This is a genomic window from Vibrio sp. St2, from assembly GCF_947311885.1.
Taxonomy (GTDB): domain Bacteria; phylum Pseudomonadota; class Gammaproteobacteria; order Enterobacterales; family Vibrionaceae; genus Vibrio; species Vibrio coralliilyticus.
Genome location: NZ_CAMZNA010000003.1, coordinates 321,346 through 348,203, shown reverse-complemented (window position 1 = coordinate 348,203; position 26,858 = coordinate 321,346). Strand labels below are relative to the sequence as shown.

The following is a 26,858-nucleotide window of genomic DNA, read 5'->3' as shown; positions in this document are numbered from 1 at the left end:
AGTAAATCCGCTAATCTTAACGTAATCGGTAGTTAACGTAGAATTCTTATAATCAGATGACAGAAGACGATTTTAAAAAATCGACCGCTAACTTAAAGAAAGCTGTCCCACTTATGATGCAAAACCACGTAGCCGCAACGCCAGCTAATTATGCGTTATGGTATACCTATGTGGAAAATGCCATTCCTCAAATGAACCGTGAGCTCGAGACCATTCTGGAGAATTACGGCGTGTGTCCACCAGCAGCCGGCGAACAGCTCTACAACAACTATGTTGCTAGTAGAGCTGAAACTGACATGAAAGAGTTGCGCGCCAATATTGAAGTGCTCGTAGGTCAGGTTGCCTCTTCAATGACAGATACGCTCGCGGATACTTCACACTTTTCTCAAGTGATCGACAAAAGCTTCGAAAATCTCGAAAGAGTCGATGATGAAGCAATGTCCATCGACGAAGTGATGAAAGTCATTCGTCAACTCGTTGCCGAGTCTAAAGAGATTCGTCACTCGACTAATTTTCTAAATAACCAGCTCGAAACAGCAACCGAAGAAATTCAGCGACTCAAAACACAACTTGCTGAAGTACAACAAGACGCCTTGTTTGATGGGCTAACTAGCCTGTATAACCGTCGTTCATTCGATAATGATCTGGATACGCTGTGCCGCTCGGAACAGAAAATTTGCCTGATTCTGGCCGATATCGATCACTTCAAGAGCTACAACGACACTTATGGCCATCTATTTGGGGATGCTGTGATTAAAGGCATCGCTAAGCGCCTTCAGATTAGTAGCCGTGATGGTATCCATGCCTACCGCTTCGGCGGTGAAGAGTTCGCATTGATTATGCCCAACAAGCAATTGAGAATCGCCCGTCAATTTGCAGAGAGTCTGCGCCGTTCAGTAGAAAAACTGTCGATTAAAGACAGACGCTCTGGCAAGCAAGTGGGTAATATCACCGCTTCATTTGGTGTAGCCGAATTGCAACCGGGTGAAATGCCTAACTCGATCATTGAGCGAGCGGATAAGCTTCTCTATGAAGCAAAACAACTCGGGCGCAACCGTGTAATGCCACTTTAACCTATAAAAAGAGCCCCTAACAATTAGGGGCTCGTTTTTAATCTTTCACTAATTATTAGCCATCTGCAGTAATGGCCTCGATGAGTTCCCGCTCTACGCTTTCCGCGTTATCATTATCAATCTGGCAGGTTCCTGCAGCTTTATGCCCACCTCCACCATATTTCAGCATAAGCTCACCTACATTAGTTTTTGAACTTCGATCGAATATCGATTTGCCTGTCGCAAACACGGTGTTTTGTTTTTGAAACCCCCACATCTTATGTATTGAAATATTGCATTGAGGGTACAAAGCGTAAATCATAAATCGATTACCAGCATAGATGACCTCCTCTCCCGTGAGGTCAAGAAACACCAGGTTATCGTAGACAGTCGCACAGCGTTGTATCTGCTCTTTGAACAGATTTTCATGCTCTTTGTAAAGTTCGATACGCTCCCTGACATCTGGGTGATCTAATATTTCTTCTATCGAGTGTGATGTACAGTACTCAATCAGGTCCATCATCAGGTTATAGTTGGAGATCCTAAAGTCTTTGAAACGCCCTAAGCCTGTTCTGGCATCCATAAGAAAGTTGAGCAAGTTCCAGCCTGTAGAGTCCAAAACTTCGTCTCGCGAAAACTGAGCTGAATCTCCTTTATCAACTGCTTCCATCATGCCAATCCAATCAGTTGGGAAGGTTTTTTCTCCCCCATAATGCTCCCAAACCACACGTGCTGCTGAAGGCGCATTCGGGTCAATAATATGATTAGGTCTCTCACCTGGATTTCGAATCATTTCAGATAGATGGTGGTCAAACACAAGATGAGCTTGTGCGACGTATGGGAGGTTGGTGACAATATCTTGCGGCGTTATCTCTATGATGCCATCTTGCATGTCTTTTGGATGAACAAACTTTATGTCGTCGATAAGTTCAAGTTGCTTCAAAAGAACGGCACATACGAGTCCGTCAAAATCACTCCGTGTCACTAAACGATGTTTCTGCTCCGACATCTTTATATCCTTATCTTTCACAGCACAATGCACACATTTCGAATAACTGGTACTTTTGCTTCAATACTTGTTTCATAGATAAGTACTATGAGTACATTTTTAATTTTAGACACCTTCGATCTTTTAACAAACTTAAGGCAATGTTTTTTATCTACTCTTCTATACTCGATATGCGACTGATTGATTCGATTGGAGAACAAGAATGAAAAAAGCGACTTGGGTTTTGACCTCGGCAGCAGCAATAGCACTCGTTGGCTGCGCTAGTGAACCCGATGAATATGAAGTGAAAGGCTACACCTCTATTGCCAATCCGGCTTCCGTCTACTGTGCACAGCAAGGCGGGAAACTAGAAACCGTGAGCGAAAATGAAAAACGTGTTACCTACTGCGTCCTTTCTTCGGACAGCCGAATCGAGCAGTGGGAATACTATCGCCAACACCAGAAATCTTCAGATAGCTAATACGTACACCTACCGCGATTAATCACCCCAGCCACTTGAAGCACCTAATTCGAGTGGTCTCGGGACAATTCAGCTAATAACTCCTTTACCAATCCATTCAATCTGTAACAATATGCAACTAATGAACGGTGTTTTATTTATAACATTGTCCTGACAAAACAGTACAAGTGAGGAATAAAATGTGTCACACATCACATTTATACCGTTCTACACTGGATGTCACTATGAAGCAAAAAACTCCCTCACTGTACGAGGAACAAGCAGCTACCTCTGAATCAATTTCGCTTCAATCCAAAAAAATCATTTATAAATCAGCACTCAATGCGCTCATTATCGTAGCAATCAGTATTTTGGTTAACTTATCGATTCGCGCTGATTTCAGCTACCTAAACGCCGGATTTGGTGAAGCGTCCATTACAGAGTCATTACAACTGATGATGTTGGTGATTTCAGTCTGGGCTTTTTACAGCCTGATGCGAGAGCGAAAAGACATAACTCATGCTGCGGCCTTAATTAGTGGCTTTTTCACTGTATTAGCGATACGCGAAATGGATGTCTGGTTTGATATGATTTTCCACGGTGCTTGGGTGCTGCCAGCATTAGCCATCACTGCCGTTGCGTGTATTTATGCTTATCGAGGAGGTAAAAACACTGTCAACGAAATGGCGACGATTTTAAACGCTCGCCACATGAATATATTGATTGGCGGTGTCGTTTTACTGATCGTCTTCTCTCGTCTGTACGGCATGGGACATTTCTGGCACTCAGTCATGGGCGAGCACTACATTCGAGAAGTTAAGAACGTGTCCGAGGAAAGCATGGAGCTGCTGTGCTACTGCCTCATTGCGCTCGCCGCTGTGAAAACTCGCATTAGCATGAGAGTTCGTTAACGCTATAGTTTGGCTGATTTTCTGGATCAAGTTGCCTGTTTAGCCACGTCAACGTTTGGTGGAAATACATTAACCGCGATTCCATTGCGTGACAGTCGAGTCCTGAGGTTGTTGTGAGGACAACTTCTTTCATGGACTGTAACTTATCCTGTATTTCCACCGGCAGATTTAACGCTTCCAGTAATGACAAAGCATGTAGAGCCAACTTTTCGGGTAAACACCTGACATCATCTAACGGTCTGTCAAACGCCTTGTTCACCACCCCTTCTAAATAAACTCGATACGTCGTCAACTCATCTATCAATAAAAACGCTTGAGCATACAAACCTTGATGAGGATACATAACACTGCAATGCTGATCTATGTCTTGGTCAATATGCAGATTGAATCCAGAACTTGCACAGTGTTGTTTAAGTGTACGCAACAAGCCCTGTTCATCCATCAGAGACTGGATTTCAAAAATACGCTTGAGATGGTAATCATTGGACACGAGTGTCACATCGACACGTTGTTCTGCTAAGCCCAGTTGCTTTAACTTCAAAGCGGCATTGCGGATGTTTTGTACCGTATTCTGTGAATCGCTTTCTAGGATAATGTTCAAGTCATGAAACTTCTTCGCTGACGGTAATTGTTTAAAGTAGTCTCTCATTGCCATCGCTTCTGACGTGGTTTGACCTGGCGTCACGCCACCACAAAACAACAATGCCGTTTCATTCAGGTCATAAGAACTGAGTAACTTTGGCAAAGCTTCAACACGCGACTTCCCTTCAGCGGTCAGAGCATTGCCAATAAGCCGCTTGCCAAGAACAATAACCACATTACGAATGTTCATTATTTACTCACTTCTCAATTATTCATACTAACTTGCTGAAGTACTGTACAAACATCTTCTTTATAGATAGCGTTAGCAAGGTTAATATTTTGTTAACTATATTTAAATAGAGTCTGATCAACAGGCCATATCAACAGGAAGTTAGTTTATGCTGTCGATTTTCGATATTTTTAAAGTCGGAGTTGGACCATCCAGTTCCCACACCAACGGGCCTATGCTGGCCGGTTACCACTTTACGCGCCTGCTCAACGAATCTCTGTCGAAAGTGCATAGAGTACAGGTTGATCTGTATGGTTCTCTATCTTTGACAGGGATAGGTCACCACACGGATCGTGCAGTGATACTCGGGCTTATGGGTAATAGGCCAGACACTATCAAGATGACCAGTGCTAAACAGTCACTCCAACAGACACTGGATGAAGGTACGCTGCTATTAGCTGACGCACATACCATTGCATTCGGCTATGAGAGCGACATTGTATTCCATAGCGACAACCTGCCGTTACATGAAAACGGCATGACGATAACGGCTTATGATTCGTTTGGGACGCAGCTCGCATTTGAAACCTACTACTCTATCGGCGGCGGCTTCATTGCCACAGCGGCAGAGCTGGAGAATGGTGGCAGTGAGCAATCGGTCGACGTGCCCTATCCATTTACCTCTGCAGATGAGATGCTCAACATGGCAGAGGAAAGTGGTTTCAGCCTTGGCGGAATGATTCTGCAAAACGAAGTGTGCTTTTTCGACGCCGATGAAATTGACCGCAAAGCAGAACAGATATGGAAAGTCATGTCCCTCTGCATGCAACGCGGCTTTGAAACGGAAGGGATTCTAGAAGGTGGCCTAAATGTTACCCGACGTGCGCCTAACTTGCTCAAAAAACTGGAAGCCAACGAAGCAATCGAAAACGATCCAATGGAAATCATGGATTGGATTAACTTATTTGCCTTTGCCGTCAGTGAGGAAAACGCTGCAGGTGGCCAGGTAGTCACCTCGCCTACCAATGGCGCCGCAGGTGTGATTCCAGCAGTATTGATGTATTACCATCGATTTATCAAAGAACTCGACCTTAAACAGATTAAAGATTTCCTCGCAGTCGCTGGAGCGATTGGTATTCTTTATAAAACCAATGCGTCCATTTCTGGTGCTGAAGTTGGCTGTCAGGGTGAAGTTGGCGTTTCATCTTCTATGGCTGCAGCAGGTTTGACGGCACTTAGAGGTGGTAGCAATGAACAGATCTGTATTGCAGCAGAGATTGCTATGGAGCATTCATTGGGTATGACATGTGACCCAATTGGTGGCCTAGTGCAAGTTCCTTGTATCGAGCGTAATGCGATGGGAGCAATGAAAGCGATTAATGCATCGCGCATGGCTCTAAAACGAACCAGCAAGTGCTTAATCTCTCTAGATAAAGTCATCGCTACCATGTATCAGACGGGTAAGGATATGAACAAGAAATATCGTGAAACGTCACTTGGCGGGTTAGCGGTTATTCATATGGCCCCACCGTGTGAATAATCTAAACTCTTAGTGATCCACTCAGAGAATTGAGTCGCCAGTGGATTGTGAACATCACGCTGCAATAAATAGTGCCCATCTCGACTGGGCACTTTTTTATCGCCTAATTTCACTAGACTGCCCTGAACAAGCTGCTCTTCGACCAACAACTCTTTCACTAACAGCACACCCAACCCCGCAACAGCTGCCTCAATAGAAAGGAGGGAGTGATCAAACTGCAACGACGGCTCTTTCACCACTCCCACATACTGATGGTAATCGAACCAGAATTGCCAGTCTTCTTTGTAACCCGTTGTGGCAATTTTCTCACACCCTGCAAGTTCTTCCAGCGTGTTCAACAGATTGGATTTAACGAGCCGCGGAGCCGCAACCAGCACCCAACTTTCTTCCGTAAGAACCTTGGCCTTCACTTCATCTTGAGGTAAAGGTCCATTAATGATTTCAATGTCCGCTACGTTGCTCCCGTTCGGATAAGCATTAGACGTGGTGAATACCTTGAGCTCCACATTGGGATGTTCGCGCCGAAAGTCTTCGAGACGTGGAATTAACCATTGAAAACAGAAGCTTTGCGCAATACTCAGCTTCAACATTTGACGTTGTTTGCGTTGAAACAGTTGTTCTGTTCCGACCGACAGTGATTCAAACATTTGGGTCAGTAGCGGTAAGTAGTATTGAGCATCTTGCGTTAGCAGTAGCTTGGCGCCTTTGCGCTCAAACAAGGTCGCATCAAGATAAGTTTCCAGTTGCTTAACTTGCTGACTTACGGCAGCCCGAGTCACATTAAGTTCTTCCGCAGCTCTGGTTAGGCTCTGTAACCGAGCTGCGGATTCGAAGGCTTTTAAAGCATTGAGAGGAGGGATAAAGCGCATAGTTAGGCAGTTGATCTTACAAACACTCAGCATGACAAGGCTTTATGACAGATGTATTACTCAACCTTATCTGCTTTGCCTGCAGCACCTGCAAGTTTCGCCAACCACTTATCCCAAATCATTGGCGTTTGTTCATTATCTTCTGCTTCTTCTTTTCTTCGTACCGCATTTCTCACCGTCATGGCGCCTAGCCACCTTATCGGCTCTGGTGGAAAACACCCTAGCGGCCCTTGTGCTAACCCACTTCGAGTCCAATCATTATTTTCCCCAAGCACAAGAGAAGACAATATCTTTCCGCCCATGCGGGTCTGCACTACGCCACTACCTGAATAACCGAAACCATAAAAGATGTTTTTCTGCCCCTGAAGACTACCAAAGAAAGGCAATCCCGTTACCGAGCGGTCAGATCCACCTGTCCAGTTGTAGGCAAATTTGGCCTCCTTAAAGTGGGGAAATAACTTCTTGAACGACTTATCCAAAATGGAGAAATATCGGGTGGGTTGGTTGAACATGTTTTCAACCCGATTACCAAACGAAAACCGATTCCCGCCCTTACCTAGCATGAGCCGTCCGTCTTTGGTATCTCGGTAGTAATGAACAAAGATACGAGAGTCTACTACCGCTGCACCTCGATCGAACTCACTTTCTTCAAGAGTGTTTTCGAGTGGTTCGGTTATGACCATATCGGAAGATACCACCACAATACTGCGCTTAAACTGTTTAAAATGTTCAACCATCCAAGCATTTAAGCCCAAGACCACCTTTTCCGCTGTGATGTTGCCGTTTGGTGTTATAACGGTTGCAGGATCGCCAAAGTTAAGCTGCGTCATTGGCGTATTCTCAAACACTTTGATGCCTTTCTTGATTGCGACTCGGCGAAGACCACGCACCAATAAAGCTGGCTGAACACTCCCTGCTGCAGGCGAATAGTACCCTTCAATATGCTGCGCAGAACCCGCTAACCGAGCGATATCGTCATCATTGCATTTTTGCCAACTACTGATATTTTGTCGCCTAAGTTCATCGACCACTGGCTGCATCGCCCCCCGCTGAGCGGTGTTGGTTGCCGTGTAGTAAGTGCCCTGTCGACGCAGTTCTGCGTCGATCCCATGTTGTTGACAAAATTGCTCGATTTCATATACCGTAGTTTCAGATTCTTTAACGAGTCTTTTAGCTTCATCCTCACCAAATAAACGTTTCATCGTTGGGTACTTGGTAGACCAAGTCAGCATACAGCCACCATTCGCACCAGATGCCCCGCTGCCACACAGCCCTTTGTCAATCACGGTGATCTCAAGTTCAGGTTGCTGTTCTTTGAGCATGATGGCAGTCCATAAACCGGTATAACCACCGCCAATAATGGCCACATCAACTGTAATGTCCTGTGACAAGGATTGCGTATCAAGGGGATGCTCTCGCTCTAGAGCCTGTTTAAACCAAAATGAGGGATGCTGTGACATAGCTGAATACCTTATGTTATCGATACTCAAAAGGTACTCATACCGGCGTCAATCGCCCAGCGAGGATATCTTTCGCTCAGCGATAGTATTACTAACGCGAACAAAAAAGCGCAGACTGGCTGCGCTTTTTATATCAAATAATTTCTGACTAGATTTTGTCAGAAACCGCTAACGTTGCAGACAAGGTATCGGCACCAAACTGAAGACTTCTTTCTGGCGACCAACCATAAAGTGGATCAGGATAGTCGTTGTTGTCTTTAAACGGCATTTCAATCGTATAAGACAAGCACTTGAATTGCTCCGCTACCCAATTTGAACCTACTGTCAGGTTAGCTTTACCCGGCTCATCTTTGTCATAACCAAACTCATCTTGGAATTCAGGTGTCACGGTATGCAGTGCCTGTTTGAATGCAGTCTCAAGTGAAGCCAGTCGCTCATCATAAGAAGGAATGCCTTCTGAGCCCGCGACAAAGTTGTAAGGAATCGCTTCATCGCCGTGAATATCAAGGAACATATCCACACCAGTTTCAAGCATCTTCTCTCTTACCAAAAAGACTTCTGGGCTTTTCTCCATACTTGGAGATTGCCATTCACGGTTAAGGTTTACACCAATCGCGTTGCAACGTAGATGTCCACGGATACTGCCATCAGGGTTCATGTTTGGTACAACATAAAGTACCGCTTTATCAAGTAACGCACGAGCACCTGTGTCTTCATCATCAATCAGGCGCTGAATCATCCCTTCCATAAACCATTCGGCCATGGTTTCACCTGGGTGCTGCCTAGCGATGACCCAGATTTTCTTCTTGCCTTCTTCCGGTTCGCCAAAAGTCAGTAAGCTCATGTCATTGCCATCAAGGGTATGCCCTAGAGTTTCCAGTTTGCAGTGATGAGCGCTTTGCGCGGCATGCAACAGATCTTGGTGTCGGTCATAGCTATAAGGCGCAAAATAGGCAAAGTAAACTGAGCCATGTTCAGGAATCACGGTAAAACTAAGCGTATCACCGTCAAATTCGGCCGGAATTCGGAACCACTCTTCTCGGTCATAAGAGGCCACTACGTCATAATCCTTCCAACCCTCTGGATACGCAGAGTTTTTCAGGTCAACTATCTGAATAGAATGTGACTGCTCAGCTTCTGTCTCCAGTCGAAAGTGGAACCACTGATAAAACTCAGATTGGTTGTCATTAGGAATCTTAAGTTGAATTGCATCTTTGTCATCTGCGTTGACGACTTCAATACTACCACTTTCGAAATTGCTGAAGATCTTCATTGAATTACTTTCCTTATCAATAAGAGCGAGATTGCCAGACAGGCTAACACAAAGGTTAGTGCACCAAAATGAAAATGCAGACTCCTGACAAAAGGTTTGCAAGTGATACTTATCCGACGCAAACGTTTTGGATCAACTTCATTATAAAAAGTTATGCGAGATTTAGAAAAACTCGTGCATCGAATGCATTTTCTGCGATAATTGTTTCAGTTTATAACATGCCACAGATGATATTATTATCAGATGTTAATTCTGTGTTATACCAACTATATGAGACTATTATGTGGAATAAACTCAACAAATCAATGATGTTCTGCCAAGCAATGTTTGGTTTATCATTCTACGGTGTGATGGTTATCCTGACCCGCTTCTTCTTAGAAGATTTGGGGTATAGTGAAGCGGACACCATGATGGTTGTCGGGGCTTTCTCTTCTATCGGTCCACTGTTCGCTATCGCGGGTGGCTTCATAGCAGATAAATTCCTTGGAGCCTACCGTTCACTCACTATTGCTTACGGCACTTTTGCAACTGGCTATACGCTACTCGTGCTAGGTGCATCAACAACGAACGTGCCAATGAGCCTTGTCGGTATCGCACTGGCGAGCTACGCGCGTGGTTTGATGTCTCCTTCTTATCCAAGTCTATACAAACGCACTTTTTCTACTGAAGAAGACTTCGAAAACGGCTATCCCGTCAACTACTCGGTCAACAATGTCGGTGCACTTCTCGGCCAATATCTGTTCCCAATGTTTGTCCTGGCAATCGGGTTCCATGGTAGCTTTATGCTGTCTGCGGTAATGGCTGGTTTCGCTTTTGTTACTCTAGTCATCTTCAACAAACAGTTAGTTGGTGTGGGTGCAGATATCGACAAGAACTCAGTGAGTCTTAAAAACTGGCTGTCGTTCTTTGCCCTTTCGGCAGCAATGGTTGGCTTAGTGTTCTTCATGTTCTCAAACATGGATATTGGCCAGAACATTGTCTACGCCATCGGTGCTGCAGCTATCCTGTATTTCATCACATTAATGATCAAGTCAGGTAAGTCAGACGCGTTGAAAATGGGCACAATCCTTATCATGACTGTACTCACGACCTGCTTCTTCGTGTACTACGGTCAAATGATGACCTCTATGACCATGGTAACCATCAACACCATGCGTGGTGACCTGTTCAACATCATCCCTATCGCTCCGGAAGCATCAATGGCAATGAACCCACTTTGGTGTATTGTGGCGGGCCCTGTGATTGCCATGACGTTTTCTTCTCTGGAGAAAAAAGGCATCAACTTCTCCACTGCGACAAAGATCGGCTTTGCGTTTATCTTCACCGCTATCGCCTTTGGTATTCTGACAATGGCTGTAATGAACATTGGTGAAGACGTTGTGATTCGTCCTGAAGTCTTCTTAGCGATTCACTTCTTCCAAGCATTTGCCGAAGTTATCGTTGGTAGCTTGGTAGTCGCCTTTATCCTTTCAGTCGCTCCAAAACACATTGAAGGTTTCTCGGTGTCGCTCTTCTCAGTGGCGATGGCATTGAGTGGTATCGTGGGCGCGGTATTCTCAACCTCAATCGCACTCGAAAAAGGCCAGGAAATAACGCAAGAGATCGTACAAAACGTTTACGGTGATTACTTCCAATTGCTAACTGTACTAGCCGTAGTCATGGTTGCAATTGCTCTGATTTCTTCTGTCATCATTCGTAAGATGCTAGATGCAGCTCGTGCAGATGAGCAGCCTGAGTTAGTTGAAGCTGAAAGCTAATAGATTCATGAAACAGAAAGCCCCGGTTTATATCCGGGGCTTTTTATTAGGTGCTAGCAAAAAACCAAAATGTTCAAAAAGAGGTGTTAGAAACGATTTCCATCTCTATCAAATGAGCGGTAGTTGTAATCAACGTGAACAACGGGCTGATAAGTAATCTGACCATCCGCACCCATTTTTTCTGTCAAAGTGACTGTCGAATCTTTGATTTCAAGTGAACGTGTTACTTCTGGCTGCCATAGACCAATACTTAAATGTCCTGTAAGTTCTTCTGCGGACATAGAATCGATTTTACTGATGATATCTCGGCCTTGGGCATATGCGGCTTCTTTCGAAGTGGCTGCATCGCCGTTAACCACTTTTGTATCTGAATACATACGGTAGCCACCAGCTGTAGCTGCAGTTGAGGCGATCATTAAGATGGTTGCAATACTTACTACTTTAATCATAACTGACTCCTTAGTTACCTTAAAATCGAGCCTTATTACCTTGCTCGAATACCTAAATGGTACGTAAAAGAAGACCGATAGGGATTAGAAAATCTTGCACTTGTTATTCAACAAATTCGACGATTACTTAAAACTGGTTGTTGTATAAAAATTAGGGATTTAGTGGTCTAAGATATGCTAGTAATAAAAATTTATGTGACTTCAATCACTTATTATTTCGAGTCTAGAACGAAGAAAGCGGAAGACTTTTACTCTTTATAATCATTTCTCATAAAATAAGTAATAAATGTCATAATAAAAGCTGACAAAATTACTCAACTATAGAGAACAAACCACCCAATACATGAGTTGTAGCCTGTCAAAGCACGGTCAAAACTAAGCCACCTAAGATCAACATCGTCCCTGATAGGCGAGTAACTAAAAACTTTTCAGATAGCCAAATAATTCCAAATATCATCCCAAACACAATACTAAGCTGACGCAGCGCGACCACATAACTCACATTCTCCGTCATTGTCATTGCGTAAAGCACCAGCCCATAAGTGGTTGACATCATTGTGCCTGCGATGGCTGAAGGCTTCTTGATAGCCCAAGCATCTTTAAAGTCATCAAATCGCTTAGCAACTACTAGATAGCTCGCGATACACAACGCAATTGACCAAAACTGTATCCCCAAATAGAAAACCGCAGAGGCTTTATCACTCACTACTTGTTGAAAAGCATCACCCAAAATTACTAGAGCTTCTTTATCAAGAATCGAATAACCCGTGGTTCCAAGTGCAGCTATAAGAGCAAACAACACACCAGCATTGAGGTAGCCCTGCAAATTAAACTGCCTGAATGATTCTAACGGAACAAATAGACAACCGAGTGTGATCAGAGAGAAGCCAACCCAACTAAGCGTTGACAGATCATAACCAAGAGCAACCGTACCTGCGCCTACCATCAATACAGGTAGTGCCCGAGCAATAGGATAAATCACGCCAATATCCGCTTGCTTGTATGCGAACCCAAGACCCAGCATGTAAACCATCTGGGCAATACCACTTGCCAATAGAATCCACCAGAAGGTTTGAGGGAATGAATCGACACCAACTTGATCAATGTACCAGACGATATAAGGAGTCAGCAGAAACGCCGCCGCTGAACTACTGGCGAGAAAGAAAGCTGGTCCCGAAGCTTTATTGCTTTTGCTGAGCAAGTTCCATCCTGCATGAAGAAAAGCAGAAATAACAACCAGAAACATAGCCCAAACAGACATAGAAAATCCTTGTAAAAAAGGGCTCCCACAAACGGAAGCCCATCAAATTAAGAGAAGAGATTAGTGGTTTAGTACAGCGATAGATTCGATGCTGATTGCATCGTGGCGCCAATACTCGATATCACAATCGATAAGCTCACCATGCTGGTTGTAGTTAATACGCTCGACGACCATAGCTGGAGTGCCAGACGTGGCTCTTAACGCCTGAGCGGTGTCTCCGAGCAAACTACTGGTACTGATGCGATATCGAATTTTCTGATAGACCATACCGAAATGGTCACGATAGATATCGGTGAGCGATTTAGATAAATCGAAGTCCAAAAGATTAGGAAACAGCTCAGGGCGAATATAGTTAGTGACAAACACCACAGGGCGATCTTCCAGATACCTCACCCTATCCACCTTATACACATCGGAGAATGGTTGAAGCCCAAGAAGGCTAGCAGCCTGCTTATTGGCAAGAATGCCCTTTGCCGCAATCAGTTCAGTCTGTGGGGAACGGTTTTGCGCCAGCGCCATATTGGTAAAATTCAACGTCTGCGTAGGGTCATACTTCAAAGGCTCTGGAGAAATGAACCAACCACGGCGGTCTTCGCGATAGATACGACCTTCCGCTTCCAGCAATGACAAGGCTTCACGTAATGTCACACGAGTGGTATCAAACGATTCTGACAGTTTACGCTCCGCTGGCAATTTTTGCCGCGGTGAAAGTAAACCGGATTCAATCTGCTCGACAATAGAATCTTTAATTTTTACGTACTGCACCCGTTGTCCTTACCTTTTACGCCACGCTTGCGTTCTGTTTTCCAACCATTTCCCTAGCGTCATGTGCACTAGCTTTGCGACCGCAGCTGAAATCATGATCATCACCGCCATCGCTGCTGCAGCGCCCGTCTGACCTGCATCGTCCATATTCAATACAGAAACAGAAGCCGGAATGGTTTCAGTTGAATAGATGAATACTACCGCAGAAGTGGTGGTTAATGCATTAATAAACAGATACGTAGCGATATCCAATGTCGCAGGGACACAGACGGGCAAAGTCACTTTAAAGAACAGCTTATATTGAGGCAACTTGACGGAAGCTGCTGTTGCCTCGATTTCTGCTGGGATCTGCTTCAGCGCCGTCACGGCTGTCATATGACCGACAGTGTAATAGTGAACCACTGTATTGATTACCAGAAAGGCCATCGTGCCATAGAGGAAGCTCAGCGGGTTATTGGCATCGTTAAAGTAGAAAATATAGCCCAAGCCTAACACCATGCCCGGCACGGCCATGGGTACCACACTCAGCATTTGCATTGCCTGCCTTACAGGAGCAAAGGCGCGTCCTTTCTCGATGCAATATGCTCCGACAAAAATCAATGCGGTACCAATAATGGCAGTCCATGTCGCCAGCGATAATGAGTTGAAGTACGGTTGCCAACCATAAGTACTCATCTCGGCGAAGTTATAGTTATTCAGCGTTAGTGCTTTATTCCAAGGCCAGAAGGTCACCAAGGAACCATAAACCGCCATGCCCAATACCGTAATGACCGCTAATGAGATCAATGAACAATACAGGAAGCAAGCGCCATCTCGAACTTTGTTCGGTTCAGGTTGATAAGGTACGGAGCGCGTATCAAACAAGCTCTTTTGTTTTTTCTGCACCCAACGGTCTGCCACGAATGCTAACAACGCGGGAATCAACAACAGAATACTGGTCACTGCACCCATAGAGAAGTTTTGCTGCCCGACAACCTGCTTAAAGATATCCGTAGCAAGAACGTTATAGCTTCCACCGATGACTTTTGGCACACCAAAATCACACACAACTAAAGTGAAGACAACGATCAGCGTGCTGATCAATCCGTATTTCGCTGCGGGTAAAGTCACCATAAAGAACGTTTTCAGTGGAGATGTTTTCAACGCGCGAGCGGCTTCATACAAACGCGCGTCAGATGTGCGAAGAGAGGTAGTCAATATCATCAACGCATGGGGGAAGGTCCAGAAGATCAAGCCTAACGAAATACCAATTAGACCATACACCGAATGGCCACCCAGCACTTCTTTCGCTATACCCTGATTACCAAACAAAAAAATCAGGCTAATTGCTGGTAGCAGCGAAGGTGCAAGAATAGGCGCAGCGCCCAAGACATGAAACAAGCCCTTCATTGGCATACAAGAGCGAGTCAGTGCGTAAGCATAGCCAAACGCCAATACACCAACCACAGCGGTTACCAACAGGCCAACCGTCAATGTATTACCGAGAGATTGCCATAAGCTCGCCTGTGAAAAGTAGCTGGCAAAGTTGGCTAAACCAACAAATTCACCTTCCGTACCCTGCACGCTTTTCGCCAACATCGCCCATAGTGGCATGACGATAAAAATCACCAGCAACGAAAATAGAAGCGCAAGTAAGCCAAACAAGACGATGTTATCGCGGCTGATACGTTTTAAGTGGCTGGTAGAGTGATTCTTCAGAGCAATCAGCCTCGAATTATTCATTGTATTACTGTCCATTGCATTCATCCTAAGCCGCAATCGCTTTGTCGCCACTTGCGCTCAACACTGGGTATGCTCTGGCTCCGCGCTCAGCAAACTGAATGTAGCGAATGTCGCCAACACGCAGCTTCATGTTCTGTGCTTGTTCACCGGAAACGTCAACAAAGATAGGAGCTACGAGTTTATCGTGCTGCAACTCACACTCATACCGGCAGAACGACCCTAAAAACTCATAGGTACGAATACGGACTGGCAACGCATCCTTTACTTCTTCAGAAAAGCGAATGTTCTCTGGACGGATTGCTAAGTCAAAACGATCACCACGGACCAGATTTCGGTTTTCCAACACCGGGGCTTGAATGAGGGACTCCGCAATGCGTAGCTGACTGTCAGTTGCGACCGAAGCACCAATAAAATTCATGCTGCCGACAAATTCCGCCACAAATCGAGTAGCAGGCTGTTGGTATATTTCCTGCGGTGTGCCAACTTGCTCAATAACACCGTGGTTCATGACCACAATGCGATCTGCCATCGACAGCGCTTCATCCTGATCATGAGTCACCATAATGGTGGTGATACCCAACTTACGTTGTAGTTTACAAATCTCATCACGCAAGTGAACGCGTACTTTGGCATCCAGCGCAGATAGAGGCTCGTCAAGGAGTAATAACCCTGGCGAGAGCGCTAATGCGCGAGCAAGTGCAACACGCTGTTGCTGACCACCAGATAACTGATTTGGATACTTTTGTCCGGATGTAGGAAGTCCAATCATCTCCAGCCAGTAATCGACTTTTTCCAGTGCTTCTTGATTCGACATGCCTTGGTTCTTCAGGCCAATAGCAATATTTTCCTGCACAGTCAGATTGGGAAACAAAGCATACGATTGGAATACAATGCCAAAATCGCGCTTTTCAGGTGGTAGGAAAGTCGTCTCTTCACCGTGTTGAGAAATTGAACCTGAAGTTGGAAGATCGAGCCCAGCAATGGCTCTCAGTAGCGTCGTTTTACCGCAGCCAGATGGCCCAAGGAAACAAACAAACTCGCCTTTTTCAATGGCAAGTGAGATATTTTTAAGCGCTGTGAATTGTCCGAATTGCTTCACAACGTTTTCAATCTGTAGATAAGGTTGGTTAGTTGGCATAACACACTCTCCAAATGGTATATACCAACTCTAAATCTGGTTTATTTCAGACGCATTACAAATTTATAGACCAAAGATGACAAAAGCATGAAAGGCAGGATGATTTAGCCACAAGGACCGACTCGGACTAATCCCAAGCGACAGACATTTTATAATATGGGATATCCCCTTTGTAAAAGCGCTCACCCTGTTCTGTCATACCAAATCTTTTATACAGCGTTAATGCACTTTCGCGAGCATCACACCAAAAAATGATAACGCCAGTATTTTGCAATTCACTAATTATAGCCTTGAGTACGCTTGAACCTATTCCCTGCCCTTGATACTCCGGAGAGGTAGCAAACTTTCTCAATCGAGCGACATTGTCAGAGACAAATACAGAAGCGACACAGACTAACTCACCGTCGACAAACGCACCAAAATGTAAACCCACGTCATCTTCTTCTACACGGCAAAAATCGATACTCTTTTCTGGCCAGAGTACCCGATGCCGTAAAGCAAGCGTTTCTTCTGCTGATATTTTTCTAACGTCCATGACTTCTTCTACCTCGAATAACCTTTCAACAAATTTGCCTGTGATGAAGCCAAAATGCAAAAGGGAGAGCCTATGCTCTCCCTCAAATACTCAGTCGTAAAAAACCAGTAAGGTTATCTAGACCTTATGATTTTGGCTCTGATTTAGCATCAAATTTCGCAGACCAAGTTGCAAGAATGTCTGCTCGCTTACTACCCATTTGAGCAAAGTCCATCTCTGCCATGTTCTCTTGTACATTAGGGAAGTTAGAGACGGTCGCTTTGACATCTTTATGAGCAACAACCGGATACATTTCTACATACAGCTCGTTCGCTGCTTTAGAAATAGACCAATCAACAACACGTTTTGCTGCTTCAGACTCTTTGACCAAGCCTACTGCTTCTGACTCCCAGCCAATGCCCTTAGGTGTGATCACAGCCAAAGGGGCGCCCTGAGTCTTCAGCTTAGCACCACGGCTAGCCATAGAAATACCAATCGCTACTTCGCCCATACCCGCTTGTACACATGGCTTAGAACCTGAGTGCGTATAATGTGCGATGTTTTTATCCAGCGCCTTCATGTAGTTCCAACCTTTGTCTTCACCCATGTTTTGTAGCCATGCAGAAACCTGCATGTAACCTGTACCTGAAGACGCAGGGTTTGGCATAGCAATATGACCTTTGTAAACCGGATCTGTCAGGTCTTCCCACGACGTAGGTTTAGGTAGGTTCAACTGTTTCGCCACCGCTTCATTGAAACAAACTGCGTTGAAAAATGCATCATTACCAAACCAAGCTTGATTCGATTGCGGGTCGTTAAGGTTCGCATGTAGGGACTCTACACCATTAGGCGTGTATGGCTTAAGCAAACCTTGGTCTTTCAATAATGCCATTGAAGAACCTGCCAGACCCCATACAACTTCTGCACGTGGGTTGTTTTTTTCTGCCAGCAACTTAGCAGTCATAATACCTGTAGAATCGCGAACCCACTTGATCTTGATGTCTGGGTTTTCTTTCTCAAACGCAGACTTGTACTTTGCAAGAATGTCTGTTTCGAAAGCGGTGTAAACCGTCACTTCCTGAGACGCCATTGCATTCGTTGCTAGCAGAGAGACAAGCGCAGCCAGCGATCCTTTCATCAAACGGTTTTTCATCATTTTCTCCAATTAAGACTATTTATTTGAGACCGGTTGACATTGCATCCTCTTTGCAAAAATCGATTGGTCTGTACCAGTTGACGATATACACCCTAAAATGGCTTTGTGACGATTCTATGAATAAAAAATGGCACTTTTTAGAAACCTATCCAAAAATTTGACCAAGTCAGAATCCCACAACAATGCGATGTTAAAGTTTTATGAATTTCAGTTTTTGTCTATTTACTCATCGTTTTCTGCCCTGTTAGAGTGAGCTCAAATTCTGGTGTATACCAAAACACAACAATCATGGATATTGGGATGAAAAACGAATACTTACTGCTAACTCCTGGGCCACTTTCAACATCAGAAACGGTCCGTGAAGCTATGTTAAAAGACTGGTGTACTTGGGATGATGAATACAACAAAGACATCGTAGAAGTGATTCGTACTAAGCTGACAAAGCTGGCAACTCAACACCAAGGCTATACGAGTGTGCTTATGCAAGGCAGTGGCACAGCGTCAGTTGAAGCCACCATTGGCAGTGCGATAGCAAAAGAGGGCAAACTCCTCGTTGTTGACAACGGTGCCTACGGCGCTCGAATTGCACAAATCGCACAATACCTGAATATCCCTTGCCATGTAGTTTCCCCGGGCGAAACATCACAGCCACACTTGAACGAGGTGGAAACTGCATTGGCAACGGATCCAAGTATTACTCATGTTGCCGTTGTGCATTGCGAAACAACAACTGGCATGCTGAATCCAATTGAGGCTATTACTCAATTGGCAAAACAACACGGTAAAGTTGTCATCCTAGATGCGATGTCTAGCTTTGGCGGTATTCCAATGGACATTGGCAAAATGGGCGTCGACTTTATGATCAGCTCTGCCAACAAATGTATTCAAGGTGTACCAGGGTTTGGTTTTGTCATAGCAAAGCAAAGCGAACTGGAAAGATGCCAAGGGCAAGCCCGTTCATTGAGCCTAGATTTGTACGATCAGTGGAAGTGTATGGAAGTGAACCATGGCAAATGGCGTTTCACGTCTCCAACGCACACTGTACGCGCTTTCTACCAAGCTCTATTAGAACTTGAACAGGAAGGCGGGGTTCAGGCACGTCACACTCGTTATAAGACCAACCAGACAACTTTAGTCTCAGGCATGCGTTCATTAGGCTTCGAACCATTGTTAAGCGATGAGCTTCACTCGCCAATTATTACTTCTTTCTACTCCCCGACTCATCCGGACTATCAATTTAAGGCGTTTTATGACCGCCTGAAAGAGCAAGGGTTTGTCATCTATCCGGGCAAAGTATCTAACGCAGATTGCTTCCGAATTGGCAATATTGGCGAAGTATACCCGCAGGATATTGAGCGCTTGATCGGTGCAATCAAGAACGCCATGTACTGGAAACAAGCGCAAACGGTAGCTTAATCATGACTCAGTCGATAAAACTAACCCACTTTCGCAGTGAAGGAGACGTCAATACCACGCCTGCTCGACAGGCTTGGAACGCATCCTTAAACGACGAACGAACGCAAGAACTGCTACAACGCGATAGCGACGTCTTTCTGCATCAGGCCATGTCTACGCCGTGCCTGGACGCACTTGAAGCAGCCGAAGGAATCTATATTCAAGATGCCACAGGCAAAAAGTACATGGATTTTCATGGCAACAACGTTCACCAGCTCGGCTACGGTCATCCACATGTGATTAAGCGTGTCACCGAACAGATTGTGAATCTGCCATTTTCGCCTCGCCGCTTCACCAATGAAACCGCGATTCAATGTGCTGAAAAACTCACGCAGATCTGTGGTGGAGAGCTCAACAGAGTCTTGTTCGCCCCGGGCGGCACATCGGCAATAGGCATGGCACTCAAGTTAGCTCGTCATGTCACTGGCAACTTTAAAGTGGTCTCTTTGTGGGACTCTTTTCACGGTGCCTCTCTGGACGCGATCTCTGTCGGCGGTGAAGCCTGTTTCCGTGAAGGTATGGGCCCTTTAATGGCAGGAGTAGAACGTATTCCTCCAGCTGTATCCTACCGCGGTGCTTTCCAGAATGCCTCTTCTGATGGTAGCGATGTTCACTATGCCGACTATCTGGAATATGTGATTGAAAAAGAAGGTGGCATTGGCGCTTTTATTGCCGAAGCTGTGCGCAATACCGATGTTCAGGTGCCAAGCAAAGCCTACTGGAAACGTATTCGTGAGATATGCGATAAGCACAATGTCATGCTCATTATTGACGACATTCCGAACGGCATGGGGCGCAGCGGAGAATGGTTCACGTATCAAGCCTATGACATCGAGCCTGACATATTGTGTATTGGTAAAGGTTTTGGTGGTGGATTAGTTCCCATTGCAGCGATGGTCACCAAAGACAAATACAACACTGCAGAGCAGATTTCTATGGGGCATTACACCCATGAGAAGAGCCCAATAGGTTGCGCCGCTGCACTCGCAACTATGGAAGCCATTGAGCAAGAAGGTTTACTGGAAAAAGTAAAAGACGATAGCGAATTTGTACGTGGAAAATTGCTGGAAATGAAAGGGAAATACCCAGTAATCGGAGACGTTCGCGGCATCGGTTTACTTTGGGGCGTAGAACTCGTGACAGACAGGCAAACCAAACAAAGAGCGTTTGATGAAGCGGAAGCCGTGCTTTATCAATGTCTGAATAATGGCCTGAGCTTTAAAGTTTCTCAAGGCAATGTTATTCAGCTCAGCCCACCATTAATTATTTCACGTCAACAACTTACCGAAGCGCTGGCTATCTTTGAAGAAGCGATTGCCAATGTATGTAATGAACACAACTACTGATAACAGGATATCAATTATGACTCACTCTCACTCACCGATTCAGGCTGTCATCTTTGACTGGGCTGGCACCATTGTAGATTTTGGTTCATTCGCACCAACCAGCATCTTTGTTGAAGCATTCAAACAAGGTTTTGACTTTGATATCAACTTAGCAGAAGCGCGCGAGCCAATGGGGCTTGGCAAATGGGACCATATTCAGGCGGTAGGTCGCCTTCCTGCTGTAGATAAACGTTGGAATGAGCAGTTTGGTCGTTCCATGAATAGCGATGACATTGACCGCATTTACGCAGCCTTTATGCCTCTGCAAAAAGCAAAAGTCGCTGACCACGCAGAACCTATCCTGAATGCGATTGAAGTCGTCGATGATTTAAAAGCTCAAGGCATCAAGATTGGTTCTTGCTCTGGTTACCCTCGTGAAGTCATGGATGTGTTAATCCCTGTCGCTGCTGACTATGGTTATAAACCTGATTATGTTGTTGCGACAGACGACCTTCCTCAAGGAGGCCGCCCTGCACCTTATATGGCACTAAAAAACGTCATCGAGCTGAACGTAACGGATGTAAAGTCATGCATTAAAGTGGATGACGCGGCACCGGGCATCGACGAAGGACACAATGCAGGTATGTGGACGGTAGGTTTGCTGCTGTCTGGCAATGAAGCAGGTTTAACGTATGAAGAATATCAGAAAGCTGATGAAGCAACATTGAATGCTGCTCGAGAAAAAGCGAAAGTAAAACTGATGAAGAGCGCGCCACATTACTTGATTGACACAATCTCTGAGCTACCTGACGTGGTTAAAGATATTGAACGCCGTCTGGAAGCGGGTGAGCGTCCTTAACCCAGCAGTTCGTTCATAGTAGAAAAGCCAGTAGCCCTTTGCTACTGGCTTTTGTTTTTAAAAAGACAACAGGCGTTGCATTTCCACAAGGAACTCTACCATTACCACAGTGCCTTCCTCAGTGAGTGTCCAGCAGAACAGGGCAAAATTGGCAAACAGCGTTAGCCAGAATAAACTCTTAAAGCCAATGTCATTGTACTTATGGTGCAACACAGATTGAGCAAGCAAAGCTCCCGGCCAGCCTCCGACAATATTCAAAACGTGAAAAGTCAACGAAGGAACACGCCACCCGCCAGTGTGAAGTGCGTGTTTATCCAGTGCATAAACCATATAAGCAATCGTGCTTAACGCAATATAAAGAACAAACGACAGCGGTGGATAATCAAGAAGAAACACACTTGCTACTAGCGTGGTAAAAAACCAAATAGCAATAGACAAAGAGAAATTAAACACAACTTGCCTTTCGACATTGACAGCACGGATACCACCTTGGGCATCTTTCGCCAATCGAAACTGAACTCGCTCACTGATTCTTGGGGGATGACCGTATGCTTCTAGGTCACAAAGATGAAACTTGATTTGTGCTTCCTGATCATCAACCGAAATATACCCGTAGCCCTTAGTATCGTGCCACTCACTAATGGTTCCTTGAATCGCCATTATGGTCCCTCACTCTCTCAGGCTCCCTGCCTAAGATTCCTTAGCCAAACACAACGTATTCTCGTTTTACTTCTTAGTTCCAGTTTAGTTGCATAATCAACAAGTCGCCTAATAAAACATTCAATAATGCCTCACTCATTTAATATTCAGATCAAGAATCAATACTGACAGGTTCTGACACTCCCCTGCCATAAACTCAGTTTCGAACTCAACACCAACAGAAAAGGAGTATTACAATGGAAAACGTAATTGAAATGGTTAGCTTTAAGCTACTGGCAGGAACAACATCTGAAGACTTTATCGTAGCCGCCAATCAAAGCCAGAAATTCGTTGCGACATTAAAAGGCTTCCAATATCGTTCTTTAAGCCATGATGCAGAAAACGATACATGGACCGATGTGGTCTACTGGGACTCAATGGAAGACGCTAAGTCGGCAGGCGAACAGTTTGTAAACTGTGCTGAGTGTCAGCCGTTAATGGCATTGATTGATTCTGAATCGGTCAACATGCAACATCAAGTTCTACGTATGAGCGATCTGGCCGCTAAGTATCAGTAGGATTGACTTAACGCTAGCTTAAGGAGGGTGCATAATGTGCCCTCCTGTAAGGAGAAAGGAACAAGATGAGTAAATCTGAACGACTGTTTGAGCTGCTGACTTTGCTACGCTCAAAACGTTATGCAGTCACAGCTTCTGAGCTAGCCCAAACTATGGAAGTGAGCGAACGAACTATCTACCGAGATATTCAATCACTCATGAATTCCGGGGTTCCAATTCAGGGCGAAGCAGGCGTTGGTTACATCTTACAGGCGGGCGCGCATTTGCCACCATTGATGTTCTCAGAACGAGAAATGATGGCACTGGAACTCGGAATGAGGATGGTTCGAGCTTGGTCAGACAGTGATCTAGCAGATGCTTCCATCAGCGCATCAAACAAAATCCTCTCCGTATTGCCAGACAAACTCAAACAACAGGTTGAGAGCTTTCCGATACTGGTGCCTGACTTTTATACTCAGACCGAATCGGCTCGCCACGGGCAAATGCTCAGACATGCAATTGATGCAAAGTTGAAAATAGAGATTGATTACGTCGCAGAAAATGGGTCTAGAACGCAGCGTACTCTGCAACCTCTCGGGCAAATGTTTTGGGGAAAAGTCTGGACGCTAGTCGCATGGTGCGAACTAAGAGACGATTATCGTCACTTCAGATTGGATCGGATTGAAAAGCTAAGCATCCTAGACCAGCAGTTTGAGACCAATAAAACTAAGTCTCTAGAGCACTTTATTACGCTTTACTCACCAAAGGACTAGCAGGCAACTCTTAAGATGAGCGGGGAAATGTTGACCGCCATCATACAACCGTTCATGTCATTTACCACGTCGAACTCAACATATTCCATAATGTACGGCGGCCCTTCCTCCCTGCTCATATCTCTGAAATGAAAGAAAACCTTCTGGTGTGAGTTTTTCTTAATAGATATTAAACCGTAGCCATGTTTGGCATCATACTCAACGATTGTTCCCTGCATAATCTTTCCGTACATCTTTTGTCTATATTGACAATAAATACTCACTGCAGGGAATAATGGATCACACAGTAATTAAGCGCGTAGAATACTCTTCAGTTCAAGTAGCGATTCGACTATGTAGTTTGGTTCAATCCCTTCCACTTCATCTTCTTGAGTTGTATTTAACCAGCAGGTCTCAATCCCAAAGTTAATTCCACCTAAGATGTCAGAATGAGGGTTATCACCCACCATCAACACTTTACTCTTACAAGGGTTGCCCATCTTTTCCAATGCGTGAGAAAAAATCCCCACATCTGGCTTAGCGATACCGACTTCTTCAGAAATAATCACGTGCTCGAAGTAATCTGTCATTCCTGTTCGTTCTAATCGAATCGCCTGAAGTTCAGTAAAGCCATTGGTAATGATCCCTAACTTGGCTTTGCCTTGCAAAGCCTCCATGAGCTCTTTCGCTCCGGGTAGCAAGGTACAAATATCGGCCATTGCATCAAGAAAAGCGCTGTTCAGTTCAGAGGTCGTTGTTTCCAGCTTCTCAGCCCAAGTTTTAAATCGGGTGTGCTTTAATTCATGTGCAGTGATAGTGCCATTCTGATAATCCACCCAAAGAGGTTTATTGACCGTTTGGTAATGGTTGTAGTCTTCTTGGGTAAATTCAATCCCTTTGCGAGAGAACATCAGCTGCATCCCTTTAAAGGCATCAAAATGGAACAGGGTTTCGTCAGCATCGAATAAGATCCAATCGTATTTCATTTTTCTCTCCTCAATTTTCGTCGCTAGTGTAGATTGTTTTCCACAAGATGATAATCTACTAATCAAGAAACTGATTGTTTACTATTACTCAACCAATGCAAGCCTATTCATCAATACCTGTTTTTGTCGCTGTAGTGGAAAGTGGTAGCTTCTCCACTGCCGCTGAAAAGCTCCATATCACCAAGTCCGCGGTCAGTAAGCGCATTAACCAGCTGGAAGATGAGTTGGGTATTCGCCTGCTTAATCGTACCACTCGCAAATTAAGCCTCACCGAAGCCGGACAACGCTATTACGATTATGTCGCCCAATCACTTAGCCTTGCACAACAAGGCATTGATGCCGTTACTGAACTGCAAGGAAAGCCAAGGGGTAAGCTCAAGATTACGGCACCAATGTCATTCGGTGTTTTACATGTCGCTCCTTTAGTTGCCGAATTTCTGGCTTTATACCCAGACTTAGAAATCGACCTGCAACTGGAAGATCAAATGGTCGATTTGATTCAAGACGGATTTGATTTAGGCATTCGCATTGGTCATCTACCGCTTTCTAACTTGGTTGCTAAGAGGCTAGCCACTTGTCGCAGTATTCTGTGCGCCTCTCAATCTTACTTAGACGAGCATGGAGAGCCAGAAAAACCCAGCGATCTAAGCCTTCACAATTGTTTACGTTACGCCTATTTTCGTGGCGGTAGCGAATGGACTTTTGAAAGCCCTACAGGACCAGTTAGTGTGGTGCCTAAAGGTAAACTGGTCGTAAACAACAGTGAAGCAATCCGCAGAGCTCTGTTGGAAGGCTTGGGGGTTGGTCAATTGCCCACATTCATCGTGGCAAAAGATATTGCCGCTGGTAAGCTCAAACCCATTATGACGGCATACACACTCCCTTCTCACTCTGTTTATGCTGTTTTTCCAGAAAGAAAGCACCTACCACTAAAAGTCCGCGTGTTTGTGGATTTTATCGCCGAGAAATTTGGGTCAGATGTCCCCTATTGGGATTTGACTCCACCAGCGCATAAACCTTGAACAATGAGTCACTCAAGATGTGACTCTGTCCTCATATAGCTGTGAATTACTCGACTCTAACTCGATTTCATGACCTAAAACAAAGGCGAGAACACCATACAGGCACACAATTGAGCGACTCACTGTTCCGTTGTATCCGAGGTCTTTATGAAACGATTTTTTCCTTCCAGTGTGATGCTCACCCCATTCGTGGTAAAACATTATTCTCAACCAGAACAAGACGATACAGATATTGAACCCAGTGATGACTTTGACGAATGCAGCGAATCGGAAGAGAAAGAATGAGACCCACTTCCGGTCCAAGTAGCATATTTTCATCTAACCTATTGGCGTCAGTTCGATAAGGAAACAAATAATGAAAAAAATTGCAGTTATCCTCAGCGGCTCAGGCGTATTTGATGGCGCTGAAATTCATGAATCCGTGCTTGCGCTACATGCCATCGAAAAACAAGGAGCAAGCTGGCATTGCTTCGCGCCAAACATCGAGCAGCTTCATGTGATAAACCATATTACTGGGGAAGAAATGGCGGAGACACGCAATGTCTTGACTGAAGCTGCTCGTATAGCACGGGGCAACATTGAAGATGTGGCGAAACTCAATGCTGAAGAATTTGACGCACTCCTTCTGCCTGGTGGGTTTGGGGCGGCAAAAAACCTGACTGATTTTGCAGTCAACGGAGCGGAATGCAGCATCAATACTCACGTCGCTTCTGCTTGTCGAGCTTTCGCTCAAGCCAGAAAGCCAGCCGGCTATCTGTGCATTGCACCAGCTATCATTCCGATGATTTACGACAATGGCGTCAAAGGGACAATCGGCAATGATGACGCCACTGCTTCTGCATTCAATGAATTGGGAGGCGAACATATTACTTGCGAGGTGGACGATATCGTCTTCGATAAAGAACACAAAGTGCTTTCAACACCTGCATATATGTTAGCGGGCAATATTTCTCAGGCAGCCAGTGGCATCGAAAAGCTAGTAAGCAAACTTGTAGAAATTGCTTAATTTCTCCATTCAACACTACAGCCCTCTGCCCAATCAGAGGGCTTTTTTTCATTTTTCATACAAAGTCATCGCTGAAGAACATTACGACAATCACGGTTCCTGTTGAACAAACGGTTGCGGTAACCCACTAA

General features: G+C 44.9%; 28 protein-coding genes. 13 read left to right on the top strand and 15 right to left on the bottom strand.

What is annotated here, in order from left to right; translation table 11 throughout:
* Positions 1–56: 56 nt before the first annotated feature.
* Positions 57–1,073: a GGDEF domain-containing protein gene (locus QMA41_RS13360; RefSeq protein WP_019275155.1), complete on the top strand. Its 1,017-nt coding sequence runs from the start codon at positions 57–59 to the stop codon at positions 1,071–1,073.
* 55 nt (positions 1,074–1,128) lie between these two features.
* Here the strand turns inward: QMA41_RS13360 and QMA41_RS13355 are convergent, their stop codons facing one another.
* A complete protein-coding gene (locus tag QMA41_RS13355) occupies positions 1,129–2,061 on the bottom strand; it encodes an exopolyphosphatase (RefSeq protein WP_038157935.1) in 933 nt (310 codons plus the stop codon).
* 202 nt (positions 2,062–2,263) lie between these two features.
* Between QMA41_RS13355 and QMA41_RS13350 the strand changes: the two genes are divergently transcribed.
* Together QMA41_RS13350 and QMA41_RS13345 are read left to right on the top strand one after the other, a co-directional pair.
* Positions 2,264–2,521 (top strand): DUF333 domain-containing protein, encoded by a 258-nt coding sequence (locus QMA41_RS13350; protein ID WP_172848697.1) that lies wholly within the window; start codon positions 2,264–2,266, stop codon positions 2,519–2,521.
* A 224-nt stretch (positions 2,522–2,745) separates the two neighbouring features.
* On the top strand, positions 2,746–3,411 hold the full coding sequence (locus QMA41_RS13345; RefSeq protein ID WP_281629910.1) for a hypothetical protein: 666 nt from the start codon (positions 2,746–2,748) through the stop codon (positions 3,409–3,411).
* Here QMA41_RS13345 and QMA41_RS13340 read toward each other — a convergent pair.
* Positions 3,392–4,243, bottom strand: coding sequence for a YdcF family protein (locus tag QMA41_RS13340; RefSeq protein WP_281629909.1), 852 nt, complete (start codon positions 4,241–4,243; stop codon positions 3,392–3,394). The genes QMA41_RS13345 and QMA41_RS13340 overlap by 20 nt on opposite strands.
* 148 nt (positions 4,244–4,391) lie before the next feature.
* Between QMA41_RS13340 and QMA41_RS13335 the strand changes: the two genes are divergently transcribed.
* Positions 4,392–5,762 carry an L-serine ammonia-lyase gene (locus QMA41_RS13335; protein WP_019275150.1) on the top strand — a complete coding sequence of 457 codons (1,371 nt, stop codon included), beginning with the start codon at positions 4,392–4,394 and terminating at the stop codon, positions 5,760–5,762.
* Here the strand turns inward: QMA41_RS13335 and QMA41_RS13330 are convergent.
* From QMA41_RS13330 to QMA41_RS13320, 3 genes are all read right to left on the bottom strand, one after another.
* A complete protein-coding gene (locus QMA41_RS13330) occupies positions 5,738–6,631 on the bottom strand; it encodes a LysR substrate-binding domain-containing protein (RefSeq protein WP_281629962.1) in 894 nt (297 codons plus the stop codon). The two genes, QMA41_RS13335 and QMA41_RS13330, sit on opposite strands and share 25 nt — an antisense overlap.
* 56 nt (positions 6,632–6,687) lie before the next feature.
* On the bottom strand, positions 6,688–8,091 hold the full coding sequence (locus QMA41_RS13325; protein ID WP_281629908.1) for an FAD-dependent oxidoreductase: 1,404 nt from the start codon (positions 8,089–8,091) through the stop codon (positions 6,688–6,690).
* A gap of 148 nt (positions 8,092–8,239) precedes the next feature.
* The gene (locus QMA41_RS13320; RefSeq protein WP_006960767.1) at positions 8,240–9,364 is read right to left on the bottom strand and encodes a M14-type cytosolic carboxypeptidase; all 1,125 of its coding nucleotides are present in this window, start codon (positions 9,362–9,364) and stop codon (positions 8,240–8,242) included.
* 281 nt (positions 9,365–9,645) lie between these two features.
* Here QMA41_RS13320 and QMA41_RS13315 point away from each other — a divergent pair, with 281 nt between their 5' ends.
* On the top strand, positions 9,646–11,121 hold the full coding sequence (locus QMA41_RS13315; RefSeq protein ID WP_006960766.1) for a peptide MFS transporter: 1,476 nt from the start codon (positions 9,646–9,648) through the stop codon (positions 11,119–11,121).
* Positions 11,122–11,207: 86 nt separating this feature from the next.
* Here QMA41_RS13315 and QMA41_RS13310 read toward each other — a convergent pair whose 3' ends face one another.
* From QMA41_RS13310 to QMA41_RS13280, 7 genes are all read right to left on the bottom strand, one after another.
* On the bottom strand, positions 11,208–11,570 hold the full coding sequence (locus QMA41_RS13310) for a DUF3316 domain-containing protein (RefSeq protein ID WP_045985869.1): 363 nt from the start codon (positions 11,568–11,570) through the stop codon (positions 11,208–11,210).
* Between the two features lie 358 nt (positions 11,571–11,928).
* Positions 11,929–12,831 carry an EamA family transporter gene (locus QMA41_RS13305; protein ID WP_281629907.1) on the bottom strand — a complete coding sequence of 301 codons (903 nt, stop codon included), beginning with the start codon at positions 12,829–12,831 and terminating at the stop codon, positions 11,929–11,931.
* A gap of 60 nt (positions 12,832–12,891) precedes the next feature.
* Positions 12,892–13,596, bottom strand: coding sequence for a phosphonate utilization transcriptional regulator PhnR (phnR, locus tag QMA41_RS13300; protein WP_006960763.1), 705 nt, complete (start codon positions 13,594–13,596; stop codon positions 12,892–12,894).
* 9 nt (positions 13,597–13,605) lie between these two features.
* Positions 13,606–15,333 (bottom strand): putative 2-aminoethylphosphonate ABC transporter permease subunit, encoded by a 1,728-nt coding sequence (locus QMA41_RS13295; protein WP_281629906.1) that lies wholly within the window; start codon positions 15,331–15,333, stop codon positions 13,606–13,608.
* A gap of 10 nt (positions 15,334–15,343) precedes the next feature.
* Positions 15,344–16,456, bottom strand: a complete 1,113-nt coding sequence (locus QMA41_RS13290; protein WP_198562337.1) for a putative 2-aminoethylphosphonate ABC transporter ATP-binding protein — start codon at positions 16,454–16,456, stop codon at positions 15,344–15,346.
* A 127-nt stretch (positions 16,457–16,583) separates the two neighbouring features.
* Entirely contained in the window at positions 16,584–16,991 is a 408-nt protein-coding gene (locus QMA41_RS13285; RefSeq protein WP_281629905.1) for a GNAT family N-acetyltransferase, read from the bottom strand.
* 124 nt (positions 16,992–17,115) lie between these two features.
* On the bottom strand, positions 17,116–18,126 hold the full coding sequence (locus QMA41_RS13280) for a putative 2-aminoethylphosphonate ABC transporter substrate-binding protein (RefSeq protein ID WP_095561547.1): 1,011 nt from the start codon (positions 18,124–18,126) through the stop codon (positions 17,116–17,118).
* Positions 18,127–18,426: 300 nt separating this feature from the next.
* Here QMA41_RS13280 and phnW point away from each other — a divergent pair, with 300 nt between their 5' ends.
* Genes phnW through phnX form a run of 3 tightly spaced genes read left to right on the top strand, consistent with a single transcriptional unit; the run spans position 18,427 to position 21,765 of the window.
* Positions 18,427–19,542 carry a 2-aminoethylphosphonate--pyruvate transaminase gene (gene phnW, locus QMA41_RS13275; protein WP_281629904.1) on the top strand — a complete coding sequence of 372 codons (1,116 nt, stop codon included), beginning with the start codon at positions 18,427–18,429 and terminating at the stop codon, positions 19,540–19,542.
* 2 nt (positions 19,543–19,544) lie between these two features.
* Positions 19,545–20,927 (top strand): aspartate aminotransferase family protein, encoded by a 1,383-nt coding sequence (locus QMA41_RS13270; protein ID WP_281629903.1) that lies wholly within the window; start codon positions 19,545–19,547, stop codon positions 20,925–20,927.
* 16 nt (positions 20,928–20,943) lie between these two features.
* Entirely contained in the window at positions 20,944–21,765 is an 822-nt protein-coding gene (phnX, locus tag QMA41_RS13265) for a phosphonoacetaldehyde hydrolase (protein WP_281629902.1), read from the top strand.
* Between the two features lie 57 nt (positions 21,766–21,822).
* Here phnX and QMA41_RS13260 read toward each other — a convergent pair whose 3' ends face one another.
* Positions 21,823–22,425 carry a DUF1294 domain-containing protein gene (locus tag QMA41_RS13260; RefSeq protein WP_019274425.1) on the bottom strand — a complete coding sequence of 201 codons (603 nt, stop codon included), beginning with the start codon at positions 22,423–22,425 and terminating at the stop codon, positions 21,823–21,825.
* A 236-nt stretch (positions 22,426–22,661) separates the two neighbouring features.
* Here QMA41_RS13260 and QMA41_RS13255 point away from each other — a divergent pair, with 236 nt between their 5' ends.
* Positions 22,662–22,982: a hypothetical protein gene (locus QMA41_RS13255; RefSeq protein WP_019274424.1), complete on the top strand. Its 321-nt coding sequence runs from the start codon at positions 22,662–22,664 to the stop codon at positions 22,980–22,982.
* A gap of 65 nt (positions 22,983–23,047) precedes the next feature.
* Positions 23,048–23,734 (top strand): YafY family protein, encoded by a 687-nt coding sequence (locus tag QMA41_RS13250; protein ID WP_281629901.1) that lies wholly within the window; start codon positions 23,048–23,050, stop codon positions 23,732–23,734.
* Here QMA41_RS13250 and QMA41_RS13245 read toward each other — a convergent pair.
* The gene (locus tag QMA41_RS13245) at positions 23,731–23,952 is read right to left on the bottom strand and encodes a cold shock domain-containing protein (protein ID WP_281629900.1); all 222 of its coding nucleotides are present in this window, start codon (positions 23,950–23,952) and stop codon (positions 23,731–23,733) included. The two genes, QMA41_RS13250 and QMA41_RS13245, sit on opposite strands and share 4 nt — an antisense overlap.
* A gap of 72 nt (positions 23,953–24,024) precedes the next feature.
* The gene (yjjG, locus tag QMA41_RS13240) at positions 24,025–24,699 is read right to left on the bottom strand and encodes a pyrimidine 5'-nucleotidase (RefSeq protein ID WP_281629899.1); all 675 of its coding nucleotides are present in this window, start codon (positions 24,697–24,699) and stop codon (positions 24,025–24,027) included.
* A gap of 95 nt (positions 24,700–24,794) precedes the next feature.
* Between yjjG and QMA41_RS13235 the strand changes: the two genes are divergently transcribed.
* From QMA41_RS13235 to elbB, 3 genes are all read left to right on the top strand, one after another.
* Positions 24,795–25,721: a LysR family transcriptional regulator gene (locus tag QMA41_RS13235; protein ID WP_281629961.1), complete on the top strand. Its 927-nt coding sequence runs from the start codon at positions 24,795–24,797 to the stop codon at positions 25,719–25,721.
* Positions 25,722–25,868: 147 nt separating this feature from the next.
* Positions 25,869–26,006 carry a hypothetical protein gene (locus QMA41_RS13230; RefSeq protein WP_019274419.1) on the top strand — a complete coding sequence of 46 codons (138 nt, stop codon included), beginning with the start codon at positions 25,869–25,871 and terminating at the stop codon, positions 26,004–26,006.
* 70 nt (positions 26,007–26,076) lie between these two features.
* The gene (gene elbB / locus QMA41_RS13225; RefSeq protein ID WP_281629898.1) at positions 26,077–26,727 is read left to right on the top strand and encodes an isoprenoid biosynthesis glyoxalase ElbB; all 651 of its coding nucleotides are present in this window, start codon (positions 26,077–26,079) and stop codon (positions 26,725–26,727) included.
* The last annotated feature ends 131 nt before the right edge of the window (positions 26,728–26,858 follow it).